Source organism: Flavobacterium sp. TAB 87, from assembly GCF_001529295.1.
Taxonomy (GTDB): Bacteria; Bacteroidota; Bacteroidia; order Flavobacteriales; family Flavobacteriaceae; genus Flavobacterium.
The window spans coordinates 423,806-441,142 of the sequence record NZ_LLWK01000037.1 but is presented as its reverse complement, the minus strand read 5'-3'; the positions used below and the strand labels follow the sequence as shown (position 1 = coordinate 441,142).

The window sequence follows — 17,337 nt, the reverse complement described above, 5'->3', positions numbered from 1 at the left end:
TAAACTTTAAATAAAAAGAAATTATGAAAGAGCTAGTAAGCTATTTAAAAGGGGATAAAGCAATATGGACTTTCGTGGCCTTATTAGCGCTGTTCTCATTTATGCCAGTTTTTAGCGCGAGTAGTAATTTGGCTTATATTGGTTTAGGGACAGGAAATACATTAGGCTATTTGCTTAAACATTTTTTTCATATTGGAGTTGGTTTTGCGATTATTTTTGGAGTTCACAAAATTCCGTACCATTATTTTAGAACTTTTTCTAAGTTTTTACTGCCAATTGTGTGGTTTCTATTACTTCTTACATTAGTTAATGGTAGAGTGGTCGGTGGAGCTAATGCAAGTCGGTGGTTACAAGTGCCTTTTATGGGTTTCAGCTTTCAGACTTCTACATTAGCTGCGGTAGTACTTTTTATATTTGTAGCTCGATATTTGTCTAAAAAAAGAGAAGAACCAGATAGTTTTCAAACATCAGTAATTCAATTATGGATTCCGGTTTTTGTTACATTAATATTAATATTACCCGCTAACTTTTCAACTACAGCTTTAATTTTTTCGATGGTTTTAATGTTGGCTTTTATTGGTAGGTACCCAATAAAACATATTGGAATTGTAATTGGATGCGCCATCGCTGCTTTCTTATTCTTTTTGCTTTTAGCAAAAGCATTTCCAGAATCTCATTTTTTTAGTCGCGTAAATACTTGGGGGAGTCGTATTGAAAATTTCACAACGGATAAAGCCGATGAAGACGATTATCAAATTGAAAAAGCTAAAATTGCAATAGCTTCGGGACAATTAGGTGGATTAGGACCTGGTAAAAGTGTACAAAAGAATTTTTTACCGCAATCTTCTTCCGATTTTATTTATGCAATTATCATCGAAGAATATGGATTAATAGGCGGGGTAGTTATTATATTTTTATACCTATTGCTCTTAATGCGTTTCGTCGTTGCCTCTCATAAAGCAAGCACTTTATTTGGTAAACTCGTCGTTGTTGGTCTGGGGTTTCCCATGATTTTTCAAGCGATGATTAATATGGGAGTTGCAGTCGAATTACTGCCTGTCACTGGTCAGACTTTGCCACTTATTAGTAGTGGAGGAAGTTCAATTTGGATTACCTGCTTCGCTTTAGGAATTATCATCAACGTGACTAAAAAAGACGAAGAAATAGAAGAAGAACAAAAAGAAAAATTAAAAAATAAAGAGTTACGTGATGAAGCGCTACAGCGTTTGATTGACAAGGAGATGGACGAAGAAAATCTCGATGAGGAATCATACTCTATCGAAGAACAATCTAAAAATCCAATGGAAGCGGTGATGAAGTAGAAAAACACATTAAACAACACTATTTTTTAAACAGTATGGCAAAGTATAAATTCATATTAAGTGGAGGCGGAACAGGAGGACACATCTATCCTGCGATTGCGATCGCAAATGAATTACAATTACAATTTCCAGATGCCGAATTTCTTTTTGTAGGAGCCAGAGATAAAATGGAAATGCAAAAAGTACCTCAGGCAGGATATGCTATAAGAGGACTGTGGATCGCGGGTTTACAAAGAAAACTTACTTTTCAAAATTTAATATTTCCGGTCAAATTAACTGACAGTTTGTGGGAAGCCAGAAAAATAATTAAATCATTTCAACCCGATGTAGTAATTGGTACTGGTGGATTTGCAAGTGGTCCGTTATTGCAAATGGCTGTTGCAGCTAGAATTCCGACCGTTGTTCAAGAGCAAAATTCATATCCTGGTATTACCAATAAATTATTGAGTAAAAGAGCCAGCGTTATTTGCGTTGCTTACCCAAATTTAGAGCGTTTTTTTCCTGCCTCAAAAATGGTATTAACAGGTAATCCTGTGCGTCAAGATTTAATTGATATTGCCGATAAAAGAGCCGAAGCAATGGCTTTTTATGAGTTGGATATTAGTAAGAAAACAGTACTGATATTGGGCGGAAGTTTAGGTGCTAGACGAATCAATCAGTTAGTAGAGCAGGAACTTTCAAAAATGTTGGCACAAAACGTGCAAGTAATATGGCAATGCGGAAAATTATATTTCGATGAGTATAATAAACACAATAAAGAAGGAGTTAAAGTGGTTGATTTTATCGAACGAATGGATCTAGTTTATGCCGCTGCTGATCTTATTATTTCCAGAGCAGGAGCTTCATCAGTTTCAGAATTGTGTTTAGTAGGTAAGCCTGTTATTTTTATTCCGTCGCCCAATGTAGCAGAAGATCATCAAACAAAAAATGCACAAGCTGTTGTGAATCAAAAGGGTGCTATTTTGTTAAAAGAGTCCGAATTGGATGCGGAATTTAGTTTGGTATTCGAAGCATTACTGAAAGATCAAGGCAAACAAATTCAGCTCAGCGAAAATATTAGGAAATTAGCTTTACCGAATGCAACAAAAGCCATCGTAGAAGAGATTAAAAAGTTGATATAATATAACTTTTAATAATAATTGTAGAAATTAAATGTAATGTGGAATGGTATTTTTGGACCAACCACCTTACTTCTAATGTAGTATTTACAATGATTTGATTGTTAGTTTTTTAACAAAAAAAAATAAGGTAAATAGTCAAAGCAAAACACAAACAATGAATCTAAATCAAATACATAACGTTTATTTTATAGGTATCGGTGGTATCGGTATGAGTGCGTTGGCTCGTTATTTTAAAAACATTGGAAAAAATGTTTGCGGGTACGACAAAACGCCGTCGATGTTGACTACTGAATTAATTGAAAACGGTATAGATATTCATTTTGAGGATAATATTAGTTTAATTCCGGTTGACTTTTGTGACGAAAATACGTTGGTAATTTTTACGCCAGCAATACCAAAATCACATTCAGAATGGAACTATTTTGTAGAAAGAAATTACAACATTCGTAAAAGAGCAGAAGTACTTGGAATTATTACCAATGATACTTTTTGTTTTGCGGTAGCGGGTACACATGGAAAAACTACCACATCTGCAATTTTAGGGCATATTTTATTTGAAAGTGGGGCAGACGTAACTGCTTTTGTTGGTGGAATAGTCGAGAATTACAATTCAAATTTAATTGGTAGCGGCAAAACGGTAACTGTTGTCGAAGCAGATGAGTTTGATCGCTCTTTTTTACACCTACATCCAGACATTGCTTGCGTAACTTCAATGGATGCCGATCATTTAGATATTTATGGTTCAAGCGAAGCAATTGAGGATTCATTTAGAGAATTTGCATCAAAAATTACAGATAGAGAACATCTTTTTGTGGCTGAAGAACTGGATCTAGAAGGAGTAACTTGTGCAGTAAATAAAGAGGCTCAGTTTAAGGCTTTTAATGTGAGAATTGACGATGGAAATTACATTTTTGATGTGCAAACTCCGACAGAAATTCTTACCGATTTGCGTTTTGGATTACCAGGAAAGCACAATCTGATGAATGCTTTAATGGCATTGGCAATGGCTAAAACATATGGTACTTCTACTCAAGCAATACAGTCGGCATTGGCATCTTTTAAAGGCATTCGCAGAAGATTTTCTTATCAGATTAAAAAAAATAATTTAGTATATATTGATGATTATGCACATCATCCAACAGAGATAAATGCAGTGCATCAAGCAGTTACTGAACTGTATCCGGATCGAAAAGTCTTAGCTATTTTTCAGCCGCACTTATTTAGTAGAACAAAAGACTTTATTGATGGATTTGCTGCTAGTTTATCTGCTTTCGATGAAGTATTTTTGCTTGATATTTACCCAGCTAGAGAATTGCCAATGGAAGGGGTGACTTCAGAATGGTTATTGGGAAAAATGACAAATTTAAATAAAAAGATTGTTGCTAAAAACGACTTATTAGAAGCGATTGCTGCTAATGAGGCAGCTGTAATTGTTACGATCGGAGCGGGCGATATAGGAGAATTGGTGCCAACTATAAAAAAGAGATTAAATGAGCGTGTTTAATTGGACAAATATTCGTTTACTACTAATGATTGGATTGGTTTTCTTTCTGTATTCATTTTCGTTACATCGAAATGAAAGCAGAAAGTTGAGTAAATCTGCGGTTATTTTCGTAGGCGATAATGCACTTTTAATCACACCAGAATCGGTTAATAAATTGTTAATAGAAAATAAACGAGAGGCTTCTAGCATTACGAAAGAAGAGTTAGATTTGAACAAGATAGAAAAAGTGTTGAATGAACAACCTACGATTGAAGAATCGCAAGTGTTTGTTACAATTGATGGTGTTTTGAAAGCTGTAGTTAAGCAAAAGACCCCGATTGCCAGAATATTCAATACCAACCGCTCTTTCTATTTAGATTCTAAGGGAATTGAAATACCACTATCGGCTAATTTTACAGCCAGAGTTCCTCTTGTATCAGGAAAAATTAACAAAGACAATAACGAAGAATTAGCTTCTGTATTTAGTATAATTGACAACGATTCATTCTTGAAAAAGAACATAATTGCGGTTGAAGTTATGCCAAATGGAAGCTTAAAAATGCTGAACCGAAATTTCAATTATACAATTGATTTTGGGAGGATGGTTCATGTGAAACGCAAATTCGATAATTATAAAGCTTTTTTTCAGAAAGCTGTTTTAGATAGTTCGTTATATAATTATAAAAAGATTGATCTCCGATTTACACAACAAGTAGTTTGCACAAAATAATAGAAGATGGAAAAAGATAATATTGCAGTAGGTCTAGATATTGGAACAACCAAAATTGTTGCCATGATTGGTAAGAAAAATGAGTATGGTAAACTTGAGATTTTAGGAATTGGAAAATCTAAAAGCTTAGGTGTGGCAAGAGGTGTCGTAAATAACATTACGCAAACAATTCAGTCTATTCAACAAGCAATACAAGAAGCAGAAAATAATTCAGGTTACAAGATAAAAGATGTCGTTGTGGGTATCGCAGGGCAGCACATTCGCAGTATTCAGCATACCGATTACATCAGCAGAAGTAATCCAGAGGAAGTTATTGGAGAAGACGACATTCAGCTTTTAATTGATCAGGTGAATAAACTAGCCATGTTGCCAGGAGAAGAAATTATTCACGTTTTACCACAAGAATTTAAAATTGACGGACAATCTGAAATTAAAGAACCGATTGGGATGTATGGTGGACGTTTAGAGTCTAGCTTTCATGTTGTGGTTGGTCAAGCATCTTCGATCAGAAATGTGGGAAGATGTATTCAAAGTTCAGGAATTGAATTATCTGGTTTAACCTTAGAACCTTTGGCTTCGGCGGATGCTGTTTTGAGTCAAGAAGAAAAAGAAGCAGGTGTCGCCTTAATTGATATTGGCGGAGGAACGACAGATTTGGCCATTTTTAAAGATGGTATTATTCGTCATACTGCTGTTATCCCTTTTGGAGGAAATGTAATTACAGACGATATCAAGGAAGGTTGTTCGATTATTGAAAAACAAGCAGAATTACTAAAAGTTAAATTTGGTTCGGCTTGGCCAGGAGAAAATAGAGACAATGAGATCGTTTCTATTCCAGGACTGAGAGGAAGAGAGCCAAAAGAAATTTCTTTAAAAAATTTATCTAAAATCATTAATGCACGCGTTATTGAAATTATAGAGCAAGTTTTTACCGAAATTAAAGAATACGGTCATGAAGATCCACGTAAGAAATTAATTGCTGGTATTGTGTTAACTGGGGGCGGAGCACAACTAAAACATATCAAACAATTAGTTGAATACATTACTGGCATGGATACTCGTATTGGTTATCCAAACGAGCATTTAGCGGGAAATTCAGACGAAGAAATTTCAAGTCCGTTATATGCAACTGCAGTTGGATTGGTCATGAATAGTATTGAAAATAGTTCGCAAAGTGCGATTACGGTCAGTTCTACAAAAGAAAAGCCAAGACAATTTCAAAAAGCTACAGTACGACATGAAGTACAAGAAAATTATGAAGAGAAGGATGAACAGGAGTTAAAACCAGTGCCAGTTATAGAAGAATCTACTGAAAATAAAATCAGAAGATCATTCTTTGACCGTTACGTCGACAAAATTAAAGATTTTTTAGACAACGCAGAATAGATTAAAAAAAAGGGAAAAATAAAAATAAGACAAGAATTTAATAATAAATAAAAAAACCAATATTATGATGAGCAACTCAGAATTTGGAAGTATTTCATTTGATTTACCTAAAAATCAATCAAATGTAATAAAAGTGATAGGTGTAGGTGGTGGTGGTAGTAATGCAATTAATCACATGTTTAGACAAGGGATTAATGGAGTTGACTTTATTGTTTGTAATACAGATTCACAGGCGTTACAAAGTAGCCCAGTTCCAAATAAAATTCAGTTAGGAGTTAATCTTACTGAAGGATTAGGCGCAGGTGCAAACCCAGATGTGGGGCAGCAATCAGCGATAGAGAGTATATCTGATATTGAAAAAATGTTAGACAGCAATACTAAGATGCTTTTTATAACGGCTGGTATGGGTGGAGGAACAGGAACAGGTGCTGCTCCAGTTATTGCTCAGTTGGCAAAAGAAAGAGAAATTTTAACTGTTGGTATCGTAACTATTCCATTTCTGTTTGAAGGAAAAGTGCGTCAAGAGCAAGCGTTATTAGGAATTGAGCGATTAAGAAAGCAAGTAGATTCGTTAATCGTAATTAATAATAATAAATTAAGAGAAGTTTACGGTAATTTGGGTTTCAAAGCAGGTTTCTCAAAAGCAGATGAGGTTTTGGCCACTGCATCACGAGGAATTGCAGAAGTAATTACCAATCATTATACACAGAATATTGACTTACGTGATGCAAAGACCGTATTGTCTAATAGTGGAACTGCAATAATGGGATCTTCAGAAGCGTCCGGTGAAAACCGTGCTAAAGAAGCTATTGTTTCTGCATTGGATTCTCCATTATTAAATGATAATAAAATTGCTGGAGCCAAAAACGTATTGTTGCTTATCGTTTCTGGAACAAGCGAAATAACTTTAGATGAAATTGGAGAAATTAATGATCACATTCAAAACGAAGCGGGTCATAATGCCAATATTATCATGGGTGTCGGTGAAGATGAAAAACTAGGAGATGCTATTGCAGTCACAATTATTGCAACTGGTTTTGATGTTGAGCAACAAAATGAGATTGTAAATACAGCACCTAAAAAGATCATTCATACTTTAGAAGATGAACAGAGAAGTGTACATAATTTAAGCAATACATCAGTTGCTGCTTTTGACTTGAATACGGAAAGTTTATCTACAAAATCAGAACAAAAAATAATATTTGATTTAGAAGAAGATACAACTGTTGCAGAAATTGTTGCTCCAATTACACTAGCTTCAGTAAAAAATGAAAGCGAATTACTAGCGATGTCCGAGTTTATTAAAAACCTAGATGTTACTTTTGAAATCGTTTCTCCGATGAGTGAGATTGACTTTACGTTCACTACTCCAGAAGTTGCGCCTGTAAAAGCAGTGCAGCCAAAAGTAATTGAACGTGAAGAACAGACTACTTTTTCTTTTGATATGCCTCTTTTTAGAACAGAGCCAGAAGTAAAAAAAGAGCCAGTTGTTGAAGAGGATCACAGTGCATTGTTTGAATTGTCACGCGAGACAAAAAACATCAAAGTAAATCAACCAGTACAATTTGTGCCTGTTACAGAGCATTCAGAGAATGGAGTAATTAAGCATTCTTTGGAAGAATATATGGAAGTAGAAAACGAATTACTTTCATATAAACCGGTAAATAAAGTTGTTGAACCAGAAATTCCTGCTGAGTTGAATATTACAATGAAGCACTATTCTGAGCAAAGAGTTGAAGAAGAAAACACAAGTTTGAACACCAATTCACCTTTAGAATTAACAATCGAAGAGACGTTGCGTTTAAGAGCTGATGAGAGAAGAAAGAAATTAAAAGATTTTAATTATAAATTTCATAATAATGTATCTCGCATTGACGAACTAGAAAAAGAACCAGCATACAAACGTTTAGGAATTGATTTGACTAGTCCTCAGAGCAATACTACCAATTCTAGAATTTCTGTAGGTACAGATAGCAATAATGATTTACAATTGCGCTCAAACAATTCGTTTTTACACGATAACGTAGATTAGTTTATATAAAAACAAATAAGCTAACCCGAAAATTGAATTTAATTTTCGGGTTATTTTTTTTATCTTCGCATAGAATTTTAAAGGAAGATTTTCTTAAATTCGATCTAGAGTTTAATATATCAATAAATAGTACATTTTACAAAAATAGAAAACAGATGAGTTTACAAGCCAATATCATGGATGAAATTAAAACAGCCATGAGAGCCAAAGATACCGTAGCATTAGAAGCATTGAGAGCTATTAAATCTGAAATGTTATTAGTGTCAACTGCATCAGGATCCAAAGAAGAATTAACCGAAGAAGACGAAATTAAAATGCTTCAACGTTTAGTTAAAACTCGTAAAGAAAGTGCTAGAATTTTTACTGAACAAAATCGCCCAGACTTAGCAGAGCCAGAATTAGCTCAAATCGCAGTGATAGAGAAGTTCTTACCTGCACAATTAAGTGAGGAAGAAGTAGAAGCTGTAATCGCTAAAATTATCGCTGAAACAGGAGCTTCTGGAATTGCTTCAATGGGAAAAGTGATGGGATTAGCAGCTGCTCAATTAGGCGGAACTGCTGAAGGAAAAACTATTTCTACGATTGTAAAAAAATTATTAGTTTAATTGTTCACAGATTAGATCAAATTCCAAATTCAGACGATTTGCATTTTGAATTTAAAATTTAGATACAATTTTTGACTGCGTAGTTCAACTGGATAGAATATCAGATTTCGACTCTGAGGGTTGCAGGTTCGAACCCTGTCGCGGTCACTTTATGGGACAAAGAAGAATTTTTCTTCTTTGTCCCATTTTTATTTGGATCTAACTCATTGTTTATTAAGTATATAATATTAACAACTTCGTTTACTCTAGCGGCTCGAAATTCATTTTCTAAAATTGTGAAATTTTCGGGGTAAATTGAACCAATTAACCTTCTGATTTCCAGTAAATCTCCCTCAACGTAGCATTTATCAAGCTTCATCAAATTTGAAACTCCTGATTTTAATAAATCGGATATATTATTTTTATCATCATTGATAGCTGCCAATTGTATATCTAACCTTCTAATTTTAGCGTCATAATTCTCTTTAATTTCATTGTATTCCTTTACCGATAATTGTTGAGAGACTAATAGATCTCGTGTGTAAGAAATTCTTTTTTCACACTCTTTAAGTTCTTCTATTATTTTGTTTTTTTGATCAAGTGATTCTTTTGTGTTTTCATTATAACATTCCGTTATTACTGCTACGTATAATTTTTCAAATTCTGCTTTTGGAGTATATCTCTTCAAATTTTTAATAAAAATAGAATTCGCCTTGGTAGAATTTATTCTATAGGTACAACCTCTTCTACAATGGTAGTAGGGATACTTTTTACTTCTTCCTTTTGAAATGCTTGCTGTCAACATATTTTCACATTTTGGAAATACAAAGAACCCTCTTAAAGGAAAAGGTTCAGTTGTAACAATCTTTGGTCTTATTTTTTTTCTACGTCCATCAAGTACATCTTGAACTAAATAAAATAGCCCTTGTGAAATTAAAGCCTCATGAGATCCTGTAACAAAACGCTGCTCTTCATCTTTATATTGAGGAATAACGATCTTACCACAGTAAAGAGGGTTGCGAATAATTCTCCAAAAGTTGTTTTTAGAAGTCCTAAGACCTTTTAATTTAGCTTGTCGATAAATTTGTTCTGTATTGAATTTGTCTTTTGATATTTCTTCAAATGCCCATTTAATAATTGCGGCTTGTGGCTTATCAAAATCAATGTATTTAATTCCATTTTCATGAATTTTATTAACATATCCAGAAGGAGCTAAACCCATGTAACGTCCTTCTTTTCTTGCTCTTCTCATTCCATGAAAAGTATTAAGCGCTCTTCTATCGTTTTCCACTTCAGGAGCAGCTAAATAAAAAGCTAACATCATTTTATTTTCTGGAATTTCTAAATCTAATGGTTGCTCTATAGATTGAGGCTCTACTGCTAATTTGCGAAGCATGTTAATCATTTGATAAGCATCACCCGCATTTCTACTAAATCGATCCCATTTGGTAAACAAAACCAAATCTATTTTATTCTTATGTTTTTTTAAGTTTGCCAATAAAGCTTTCCATCTGGGACGATTAAAAGTTTTTGCTGAGTGATCTTCATAAATTATATCACGTATTGTGATTGAATTTATATCACAATATTTACGTAATACTTCCTCTTGATTCCTTTGAGAATACCCTCTGTCTGCTTGTTCGTCTGTACTTACTCTCACGTATAGGTCTGCTATCTTTTTCATCGTCTCTGTTTTGTTTTAAATAATTTGATACTGTTATCGAGGCAAGTTTCCTCATAAAGTCCAAGATGTTCTTTGCTTGGTCAAGGGTTAGGTCTACATTTTCTTTTTGCAACATTTTTAAAGCTTGTTCTGCTGTGATTCTTCCTCTTTCATTTTGGGTTTCATTTTCCATTTTTTATAGCTTTCTCCATTAAAAAAAGACCATTACTGGTCTTTTTCGTTCAACAATCATTTATCGCTATAAAGATAAATCGGATTTCTTAATCGATCCCTATCATAATTTGCTGAGGATCTGAAGTAATAAGGAATAATTAAATGGTATTATCTTCCTCTAAAACAAGAATTCTTCTAGTTTCATCTAAGAATTTTGCTTCTTCATATGGTAAAAGCTGCAATGCAATTTCTAACAAATTTTGTACATTGAACGCTGGATCTGGTATATGGTTAGAATAAGGAGAATCAGACTCAAGCGTCACAATTGAAACTTTAATCAGATTGGCAATAGTGAATAGAAGGTCTAAATACCCTTCAACATTAATACTAACATTGTAAAGTTCTTTTCTGCTTTTATCTTGTTTGATTTTTTTAAAACTCTCTAAAGCAAGATTTTTTAAAACCTCCGTTTGTTCTTTATTAATAGTTTCCATAATTAGTGATTTTTCAGTTTTACATTTAAATTTTTTTTGGAGCTTCGCTAATTAGCATTAAATGTATCTCATCCAAAACCTCTAATTCTGCACGAGGAAACATTTGCAATGCTAATTCTAAAACCGATCCTATATCAACATCGGTATTGTCAAGATTTTCCATCTGAATAATTTCAAGACACATTTTAATTAGATTCAAACCAAGCCCCATCATATCTGAATAGCCTGCGACTTTTATTTTATGAACGCATCCATCACTACCATTTGTCTCTGCATCTAAAACTTTAAAATGATAGGATGCGAATTGTTTAAATTCTTCGAGGGTTTTAATTTCACTTGTTGGCATGGCTCTGATTTTTTAATTCAACATTTTCTAAACGCTCTAATTCGGTTTCAATTAGTATGGTTGCTTTTTCTTGAAAAATATGACATCGTCTTTCTAAAATTTCAGTATTTAAAAAACTTGATGTTTTAAGCTCTACCCACCTAAGAGAACTGAGATTTACCTTTAGCAATTCAAAAAGCTTTTTATCCTCTTCTGTTTTTCGTGGAAAAGTATCAGTGGTCAGCGAGCAGAAAATTTCACAAATGTCAAAGAGATAAACCAATGAAAAATGATTAGGTCTATATCCTAAAAAGACGTCTATTAGAGCTAAACAAGTTTGCTCTACAACAATATGAAGCATACATTCTTGGATAAGTTCAGTATCAAAACCATCAATTTGATTTTCCGCATCCAAAAAGGTCTCAGCAATTTTATTTCTGTTGCGCCAATGGGAACGAATAAGCTTTAGTTTTCTACTTGGAATTTCATCAATAGCAATGTTGGGTGGAACTATTTCATTTTCATATAGTGTATAACCTTTTTTAAAAACTTCGTAAAAGAAATACAACCTATGGGAAGTTAAAGGTCGAATGGATACAGCATTATGAATCAACAAAGTTGTCGAATATTTCCCTTTAGTCTTTGTTCTAACTAAATCGGCTAAATCACCAGCCAAATTTGTCCTTGAATCAGGTGCTATTATCAATAAATAAAAGTGAGTGTGTTTGAATAACTCAGCTTCTGTTAGATTAAAAATATTTTGATCAATATTTCTTTTCTTCTTTTCACCAAAGCAATAAATACCATTAGCTTTCATGCTTTCTAAAATAATCTTCGTTACGATTTCCATTCCTGCTTTGTCAATTGCATTCATAATTTTTGTTTTTAAATGATACATCCTTGAAAAATTGTATTTTTGTTAAAACACATTGCAAGTAACTAATGAATTGTACTGTACCGAACTAAATGATTTTGTATCTTACCAAAATCAACTTGTTTTTTACCAAATATTATTTTCTAAAAGAATTTTAAATATCTTTGAGTTATGAACACAGCAACGAAACCGAAACATATTGGCAGAAATATCAGCCGTATCAGAGAACTTAGAGGTATGAAGCAAGAAGCATTGGCAACTGCAATTGGAGTGAGTCAACAATCTGTTTCAAATATTGAAGGAAGCGAAATTGTTGATGATGACAAATTAAAAGCTATTGCAGAGGTTTTAGGTGTTACTACAGAAGGAATAAAAAGTTTTTCAGAAGAAGCAATTTTGAATATAATAGGTAATACTTATCATGTAGACAATTCTTCCGCAGTTAATTACGGTTGTACTTTTAATCCTCTGGATAAACTTGTTGAAGCTTACGAAGAAAACAAGAAACTTTATGAGCGTTTAGTTCAATCTGAAAAAGAAAAAAATGAATACTTAGAAAAGCTTTTAAAAGAAAAATAGAAACAAGCTTTATAAAAGATATATTAATTCAAAGGAGACCTTTATTGGTGTCCTTTTTTTATCTCCTAGAAATTTATCAAATTAAAAAAACACTTCAATGGATAAAACAATACAGCTTCGAGTTAAAAAAGATATTGACAATCAAAAGGAGCTAAAGGTACGAAAATTTAAAGGCACTTTAATTACGAAAGACTTTACTGAAATCGTTCATATTTCAGATGAAAATGAAGAATTTTATCTGAATTTTTTTTCTGTTTTACCTGAGCATAAAAAACAAATTGAAAATTATGTACTGGATTATATTTCCACAAATAATCTAAATGAAACTATTTCAATAATTAGTAATTCATAACTGATGATTGATAAAATTATTAGATAGAAATCCCCAAAAACCTTCCTCCAAAAAGTCAGAATTTTGTGGATTGCAAAATCTCATTCTCTTGAAAAAGTACACTTCTTATTTTATTGTTTTTTCATCGGTTTTTTAGAAGTGTACCCTTTCAAAGAAATTTAAATAGTATTCCAAAAAAGATAAAAAGCAAGCCAAGATATTGGACATCTGCAAAAGAAGTGCGCATAATGACAAGTCTCGTTCCTCGACCTGCCACCCTTCGGGATTTATAGCACTTCCATTGCCGATATCCATTTTTAAAATGCTTTCTTTTTTTCTTTTCTTTTAGAAAAATATTTATGGCTGTAGTCTATACTCAGGGGCATTTTTTATCTCATGTAATTCTGAGATCCTTCTCAAAAATTACTCAGGATTGTTTAAGTCAGATATTTGTAATTAATTTCGTTTGAGCTTATTTAAATTTTACAGCTTGCCACGTTCCTTTAATCAGCAAGAAGCTGTTGTTTAACAACAGCTTCTTGCTGAGCTATACTCAGCACTCGTGAAGCAGTGAAAATGAAATATTTAAAGGCTGGGATTTTTCAAAATAAAATTTGAAGAAATCTTTAATATAAAGTAATCAAAAGAGTTATATTTTTACTACTTATTTTATAAATTAGACATATAATATTTTATGATCTCTTCAATCAATCATAATTCCTGGGATACTAATGTTAAACATTATATTAGAAATGGACTATATGATAATCTCCCTGACGAATTAAAATCAATAATCTCAAAAACAAACAAACATCGTTGGCAAAATGAATTTGAAAATAATATTTAGGGTGTGAAATTAATGCATTCATAAAAGAAGAATTAGAACTAATAAAGCGCATTGGAACTTCAAATCAATAATAAATCATATTAGCAAACATAAAGAGAAAATCGTAAACGTTATCGAATTGGTTAAAGAAACAATTCCAATAGAAGATGCCTTAAAGGTTTTTAATATATCTCGAGGAACTTATCAAAATTGTAAAACATTGGTAATTAACAAATGTTATGCTTCTTATTTTTTACGTTGCGTAAAGCAATACCCGTATCAATTGTTAAAGAAAGAAATCTCCCAAATGAAAAAATATTTATAAGATCAAAAATACAGATATTGGTCTAAATCTTCTGTTTATTTCCTTGGAGTAAGAAATAAAGATATTGCTACAAGCTTAACTACTTTTTATAAATATTCAGGATTATTAGGTTATCAAAAATCAAGAAATATTCATCCAAAAATAAAACATAATGCTTTTATAAGCTACAAACCAAACGAAATTTGGTGCGCTGACGTCACTATTCTGAAAACCTTGGATGGCAAGAAACATTTTATTCATTTTTTAATGGATCATTTTTCTAAAAACATTTTGGGTTAATATGTTGAAAATAGCTCTAGCGCTGTTGCAATTAAATATTTATTACAAAAAGCTTATTTAGAACACAAGAGCAATGATACTATAAAATTTGTTACTGACGGCGGTGTAGAAAATGTAAATTCAACCGTTAAAGATTTTTTGCTTACTACAGAGAATGACGTAAAACATTTGATTATTCAAAAAGATATTCCATTTTCGAATTCAAAAATAGAAGCATTCAATAAAATAATCAAGCATCAATTTTTACTGTCTAGAAATCTGGAAAATAGAAAACAGCTTAAAGGTGCTTTATCAGAATATGTTCATATTTACAACAGCATCAGACCTCAACTTTCGTTACAAGGCAATACTCCAGAAGAAACTTATGGCGGAAAACAGATAACTTTTAACAACTATAAGACTCATTTTGCACAGTAAAAAATGGAAAGAATGATGTTAAACCAACAAAATAAATGTAAAGCTTATCGCCATTAAATCAAAAAGCCTTTAATCTGGATAATCTCCTAGAGATAGGCTTTTTTTTATTTTAGGTTGTTCGTTTAAACCCTCATATTTATTGAGAATTCCTTATATGGAACTGTCTTTTATAAAACTTTCTTGTAAAAAGCAGGGCATTATCTTTTTCTAATTCCTAATTAAAATGGTAATCAGTCTCTGTTATAAAAAGATAATCATGGTCTAAGACTAACTCTATAACAACATCTTTCTTATGCGAACTCTACACATGGGTTATTTCCATAATGTAAAAATATAAACAAATAATTTACAAATTTGTAAATTATTTAATACTTCTTTTATCTTATTAAATTCTATAATATTAAACTTTTTCATGCCCAACTGAACTACTACAAACTGTGAAATAAGGATTAATCATTTCTATTTTACGTAGTCTCTGGCCATTTATGCCTCACCAGTTCCTAAGCCTTTTGCAAAGATGGTTATTTCATATTTTAAAACATATGTGAAATGTGGAAACCCGTAACACTATAAAAGATTAATTATTTATATTAGCCGACTACAAATTTTTCAAAACTAAATTTTCCATGAAAAAACTTTATTTAGTAATTGTTCTTTTATTTATTACAATGAGTTGTTCAAAAGATGACGCTAATATTGAAGATGACGCTAATATTGAAGAAGACGTACAAAACTTAGCCCCTAAAGATTTTGACGTAAAAATTAAAGAGGTTTCAGATAACAGTGCAACTATAACTTGGGATCAGGTTATTGATCCAGAAAACGATCCAATTACCTACAGTATATTGTTAAATCAATCTCCAATTATTGGAGGGCTTTCAGAACTAACGTACAAGCTAACTAATCTTACAGAATCAACTAATTACACAGTGCAAATAATTGCGCAAGATTCATTTGGAAATAAAACATCTAAATCTTTGTCTTTTAAAACCGAAAAATATTATTTAAAATATTTAAAATCATATGATTATGGCCCGGGAAGAATTAACGGATATGCGTCAGGAACGCCCTTCAATATAATAAAAACTAAGGATAAAAGTTATATAATTGCTGGGAAATCGGCAAGAACAAATGGTGATGCTAGTCAATTCTTTGTATTAAAAATAGATTATCAAGGAAATCAAATTTGGAAGAAATTCTATAACTATAGAATAGGTGATGCGACTAATTGCAAAATAATTGAATCTGCAAACGGTTTCTTATTGGCTGCTGACAAATATGTCTTGAATCTAGATAATGACGGAAATCTAGTTTGGTACAAAAAAATAGATAGTTATGAATTGTCTCGACAACCTAATGAAATAAAGTCAGTCGCTCAAGATAAATATAAAAATATTTATCTTGTTGGAAGTAGAACAGATCCTAAAGAAGAAATAGAACAAGAAGCAGTACTAACCAAATTAGATTATTTAGGAAATACTGTATGGGAAAAAACATACAGATCTACCGCAAGAAATTTTTTTAATGATATACAAATTAATTCCTCTAATGAATTAATAATTTTTGGAACAAAAGAAACTTCTGGATTTACATATGATGAAATGAAAGATGGCACTAAACGTGGCCAAACCGATTTTTGGGTATTAAAAACAGATAATGAAGGAAAAATCATATGGGATAAATCTTTTGGAGATGGACGTTTTGATTTTTCAAGTAAGATAATTATTAATCGTAATGGCAATTATGTATTTGCAGGATTTAGTTTGGGTGCATATGATATGAGTAAAGGACGAATTTTTGAAATAGATTCAAATGGAAATGAAATTTGGAATATTACTACTGAAGAAAGCGATAATATATACTCAGTTGCCGAAACCTTAGATGGAGGATATGTGACAGCTGGTTATATTGGTACTCAGCTTTCTAATGCCTTGTCAGTATGTAAATTTGATAATAATGGAAAAAAAGACTGGAGACAAAATTATTATATCGAGTATACCTATTTATACGGTCAGTCAATATTAGCTGCGGATGATGGCGGGTATGTCGTAGTAGGAAATAATGGAAAAAATTATTATCATGGAGAGGAAAAACCAAAATTAGCAATTTACAAAACCGATCCTTTTGGGAATTTTTTGAATTAGAAGTTTACGTAATATATACTCAGGTGCATTTTTCATCTCATGTAATTCTTTGATCCCTATCAAAAATTGCTCAGGATTGTTTAAGCCAGATATTACAATTAATTTCGTTTGAGCTTATTTAAAATCTCCCAGATTGCCACGTTCCTGCAATCAGCAAGATGAACGGTTGTTAAACAACCGACTATCTTGCCACCTTTTACCTCGGAACTCGGTGGTGGAGACACTAAAAGAAAAAGAGTTTGAAAACA

16 protein-coding genes and 1 tRNA gene are annotated in these 17,337 nt (G+C 32.3%); 12 read left to right on the top strand and 5 right to left on the bottom strand.

What is annotated here, in order from left to right; translation table 11 throughout:
- Positions 1-23 precede the first annotated feature (23 nt).
- The 8 genes from AP058_RS11155 to AP058_RS11120 all read left to right on the top strand — a co-directional run bounded on the left by AP058_RS11155 (position 24) and on the right by AP058_RS11120 (position 8,826).
- Positions 24-1,322 carry an FtsW/RodA/SpoVE family cell cycle protein gene (locus AP058_RS11155; protein ID WP_066310576.1) on the top strand — a complete coding sequence of 433 codons (1,299 nt, stop codon included), beginning with the start codon at positions 24-26 and terminating at the stop codon, positions 1,320-1,322.
- Positions 1,323-1,357: 35 nt separating this feature from the next.
- A complete protein-coding gene (murG, locus tag AP058_RS11150) occupies positions 1,358-2,443 on the top strand; it encodes an undecaprenyldiphospho-muramoylpentapeptide beta-N-acetylglucosaminyltransferase (RefSeq protein ID WP_066310573.1) in 1,086 nt (361 codons plus the stop codon).
- 154 nt (positions 2,444-2,597) lie between these two features.
- Complete coding sequence (gene murC, locus AP058_RS11145; protein WP_066311150.1) at positions 2,598-3,947, top strand: UDP-N-acetylmuramate--L-alanine ligase; 1,350 nt, start codon at positions 2,598-2,600, stop codon at positions 3,945-3,947.
- The gene (locus AP058_RS11140) at positions 3,934-4,656 is read left to right on the top strand and encodes a cell division protein FtsQ/DivIB (protein ID WP_066310568.1); all 723 of its coding nucleotides are present in this window, start codon (positions 3,934-3,936) and stop codon (positions 4,654-4,656) included. Before murC ends, AP058_RS11140 begins: the two co-directional genes overlap by 14 nt.
- A gap of 6 nt (positions 4,657-4,662) precedes the next feature.
- A complete protein-coding gene (ftsA, locus tag AP058_RS11135; RefSeq protein ID WP_066310565.1) occupies positions 4,663-6,042 on the top strand; it encodes a cell division protein FtsA in 1,380 nt (459 codons plus the stop codon).
- A 64-nt stretch (positions 6,043-6,106) separates the two neighbouring features.
- Complete coding sequence (gene ftsZ / locus AP058_RS11130) at positions 6,107-8,074, top strand: cell division protein FtsZ (RefSeq protein ID WP_066310562.1); 1,968 nt, start codon at positions 6,107-6,109, stop codon at positions 8,072-8,074.
- 155 nt (positions 8,075-8,229) lie between these two features.
- A complete protein-coding gene (locus tag AP058_RS11125; protein ID WP_066310559.1) occupies positions 8,230-8,679 on the top strand; it encodes a GatB/YqeY domain-containing protein in 450 nt (149 codons plus the stop codon).
- Positions 8,680-8,752: 73 nt separating this feature from the next.
- Positions 8,753-8,826: transfer RNA gene (locus AP058_RS11120), tRNA-Arg, on the top strand.
- Here the strand turns inward: AP058_RS11120 and AP058_RS11115 are convergent.
- The 5 genes from AP058_RS11115 to AP058_RS11095 all read right to left on the bottom strand — a co-directional run bounded on the left by AP058_RS11115 (position 8,780) and on the right by AP058_RS11095 (position 12,188).
- A complete protein-coding gene (locus AP058_RS11115; protein WP_082706655.1) occupies positions 8,780-10,342 on the bottom strand; it encodes a recombinase family protein in 1,563 nt (520 codons plus the stop codon). The two genes, AP058_RS11120 and AP058_RS11115, sit on opposite strands and share 47 nt — an antisense overlap.
- Complete coding sequence (locus AP058_RS11110) at positions 10,248-10,514, bottom strand: hypothetical protein (RefSeq protein ID WP_066310557.1); 267 nt, start codon at positions 10,512-10,514, stop codon at positions 10,248-10,250. Before AP058_RS11110 ends, AP058_RS11115 begins: the two co-directional genes overlap by 95 nt.
- A 139-nt stretch (positions 10,515-10,653) precedes the next feature.
- Complete coding sequence (locus AP058_RS11105; RefSeq protein ID WP_066310555.1) at positions 10,654-10,989, bottom strand: hypothetical protein; 336 nt, start codon at positions 10,987-10,989, stop codon at positions 10,654-10,656.
- Positions 10,990-11,014: 25 nt separating this feature from the next.
- Positions 11,015-11,335, bottom strand: a complete 321-nt coding sequence (locus AP058_RS11100) for a hypothetical protein (protein ID WP_066310548.1) — start codon at positions 11,333-11,335, stop codon at positions 11,015-11,017.
- Positions 11,322-12,188 carry a hypothetical protein gene (locus AP058_RS11095; protein WP_157492698.1) on the bottom strand — a complete coding sequence of 289 codons (867 nt, stop codon included), beginning with the start codon at positions 12,186-12,188 and terminating at the stop codon, positions 11,322-11,324. The genes AP058_RS11100 and AP058_RS11095 overlap by 14 nt, the downstream gene beginning before the upstream one ends.
- Positions 12,189-12,359: 171 nt before the next feature.
- Here AP058_RS11095 and AP058_RS11090 point away from each other — a divergent pair, with 171 nt between their 5' ends.
- The 4 genes from AP058_RS11090 (at position 12,360) to AP058_RS11075 (ending at position 17,089) form a co-directional block, all read left to right on the top strand.
- A complete protein-coding gene (locus AP058_RS11090; protein WP_066310543.1) occupies positions 12,360-12,767 on the top strand; it encodes a helix-turn-helix domain-containing protein in 408 nt (135 codons plus the stop codon).
- A gap of 97 nt (positions 12,768-12,864) precedes the next feature.
- Positions 12,865-13,119 (top strand): hypothetical protein, encoded by a 255-nt coding sequence (locus tag AP058_RS11085; protein ID WP_066310541.1) that lies wholly within the window; start codon positions 12,865-12,867, stop codon positions 13,117-13,119.
- 1,547 nt (positions 13,120-14,666) lie between these two features.
- The gene (locus AP058_RS16710; protein ID WP_231739644.1) at positions 14,667-14,945 is read left to right on the top strand and encodes an integrase core domain-containing protein; all 279 of its coding nucleotides are present in this window, start codon (positions 14,667-14,669) and stop codon (positions 14,943-14,945) included.
- 626 nt (positions 14,946-15,571) lie between these two features.
- A complete protein-coding gene (locus AP058_RS11075; protein WP_066310535.1) occupies positions 15,572-17,089 on the top strand; it encodes a hypothetical protein in 1,518 nt (505 codons plus the stop codon).
- Positions 17,090-17,337 lie beyond the last annotated feature (248 nt).

Bases quoted from the DNA above. Each gene is read 5' to 3' on its own strand.
- AP058_RS11155 (WP_066310576.1), top strand. From the start codon at position 24: ATGAAAGAGCTAGTAAGCTATTTAAAAGGGGATAAAGCAATATGGACT.
- murG (WP_066310573.1), top strand. From the start codon at position 1,358: ATGGCAAAGTATAAATTCATATTAAGTGGAGGCGGAACAGGAGGACAC.
- murC (WP_066311150.1), top strand. From the start codon at position 2,598: ATGAATCTAAATCAAATACATAACGTTTATTTTATAGGTATCGGTGGT.
- AP058_RS11140 (WP_066310568.1), top strand. From the start codon at position 3,934: ATGAGCGTGTTTAATTGGACAAATATTCGTTTACTACTAATGATTGGA.
- ftsA (WP_066310565.1), top strand. From the start codon at position 4,663: ATGGAAAAAGATAATATTGCAGTAGGTCTAGATATTGGAACAACCAAA.
- ftsZ (WP_066310562.1), top strand. From the start codon at position 6,107: ATGATGAGCAACTCAGAATTTGGAAGTATTTCATTTGATTTACCTAAA.
- AP058_RS11125 (WP_066310559.1), top strand. From the start codon at position 8,230: ATGAGTTTACAAGCCAATATCATGGATGAAATTAAAACAGCCATGAGA.
- AP058_RS11115 (WP_082706655.1), bottom strand. From the start codon at position 10,342: ATGAAAAAGATAGCAGACCTATACGTGAGAGTAAGTACAGACGAACAA.
- AP058_RS11110 (WP_066310557.1), bottom strand. From the start codon at position 10,514: ATGGAAAATGAAACCCAAAATGAAAGAGGAAGAATCACAGCAGAACAA.
- AP058_RS11105 (WP_066310555.1), bottom strand. From the start codon at position 10,989: ATGGAAACTATTAATAAAGAACAAACGGAGGTTTTAAAAAATCTTGCT.
- AP058_RS11100 (WP_066310548.1), bottom strand. From the start codon at position 11,335: ATGCCAACAAGTGAAATTAAAACCCTCGAAGAATTTAAACAATTCGCA.
- AP058_RS11095 (WP_157492698.1), bottom strand. From the start codon at position 12,188: ATGAATGCAATTGACAAAGCAGGAATGGAAATCGTAACGAAGATTATT.
- AP058_RS11090 (WP_066310543.1), top strand. From the start codon at position 12,360: ATGAACACAGCAACGAAACCGAAACATATTGGCAGAAATATCAGCCGT.
- AP058_RS11085 (WP_066310541.1), top strand. From the start codon at position 12,865: ATGGATAAAACAATACAGCTTCGAGTTAAAAAAGATATTGACAATCAA.
- AP058_RS11075 (WP_066310535.1), top strand. From the start codon at position 15,572: ATGAAAAAACTTTATTTAGTAATTGTTCTTTTATTTATTACAATGAGT.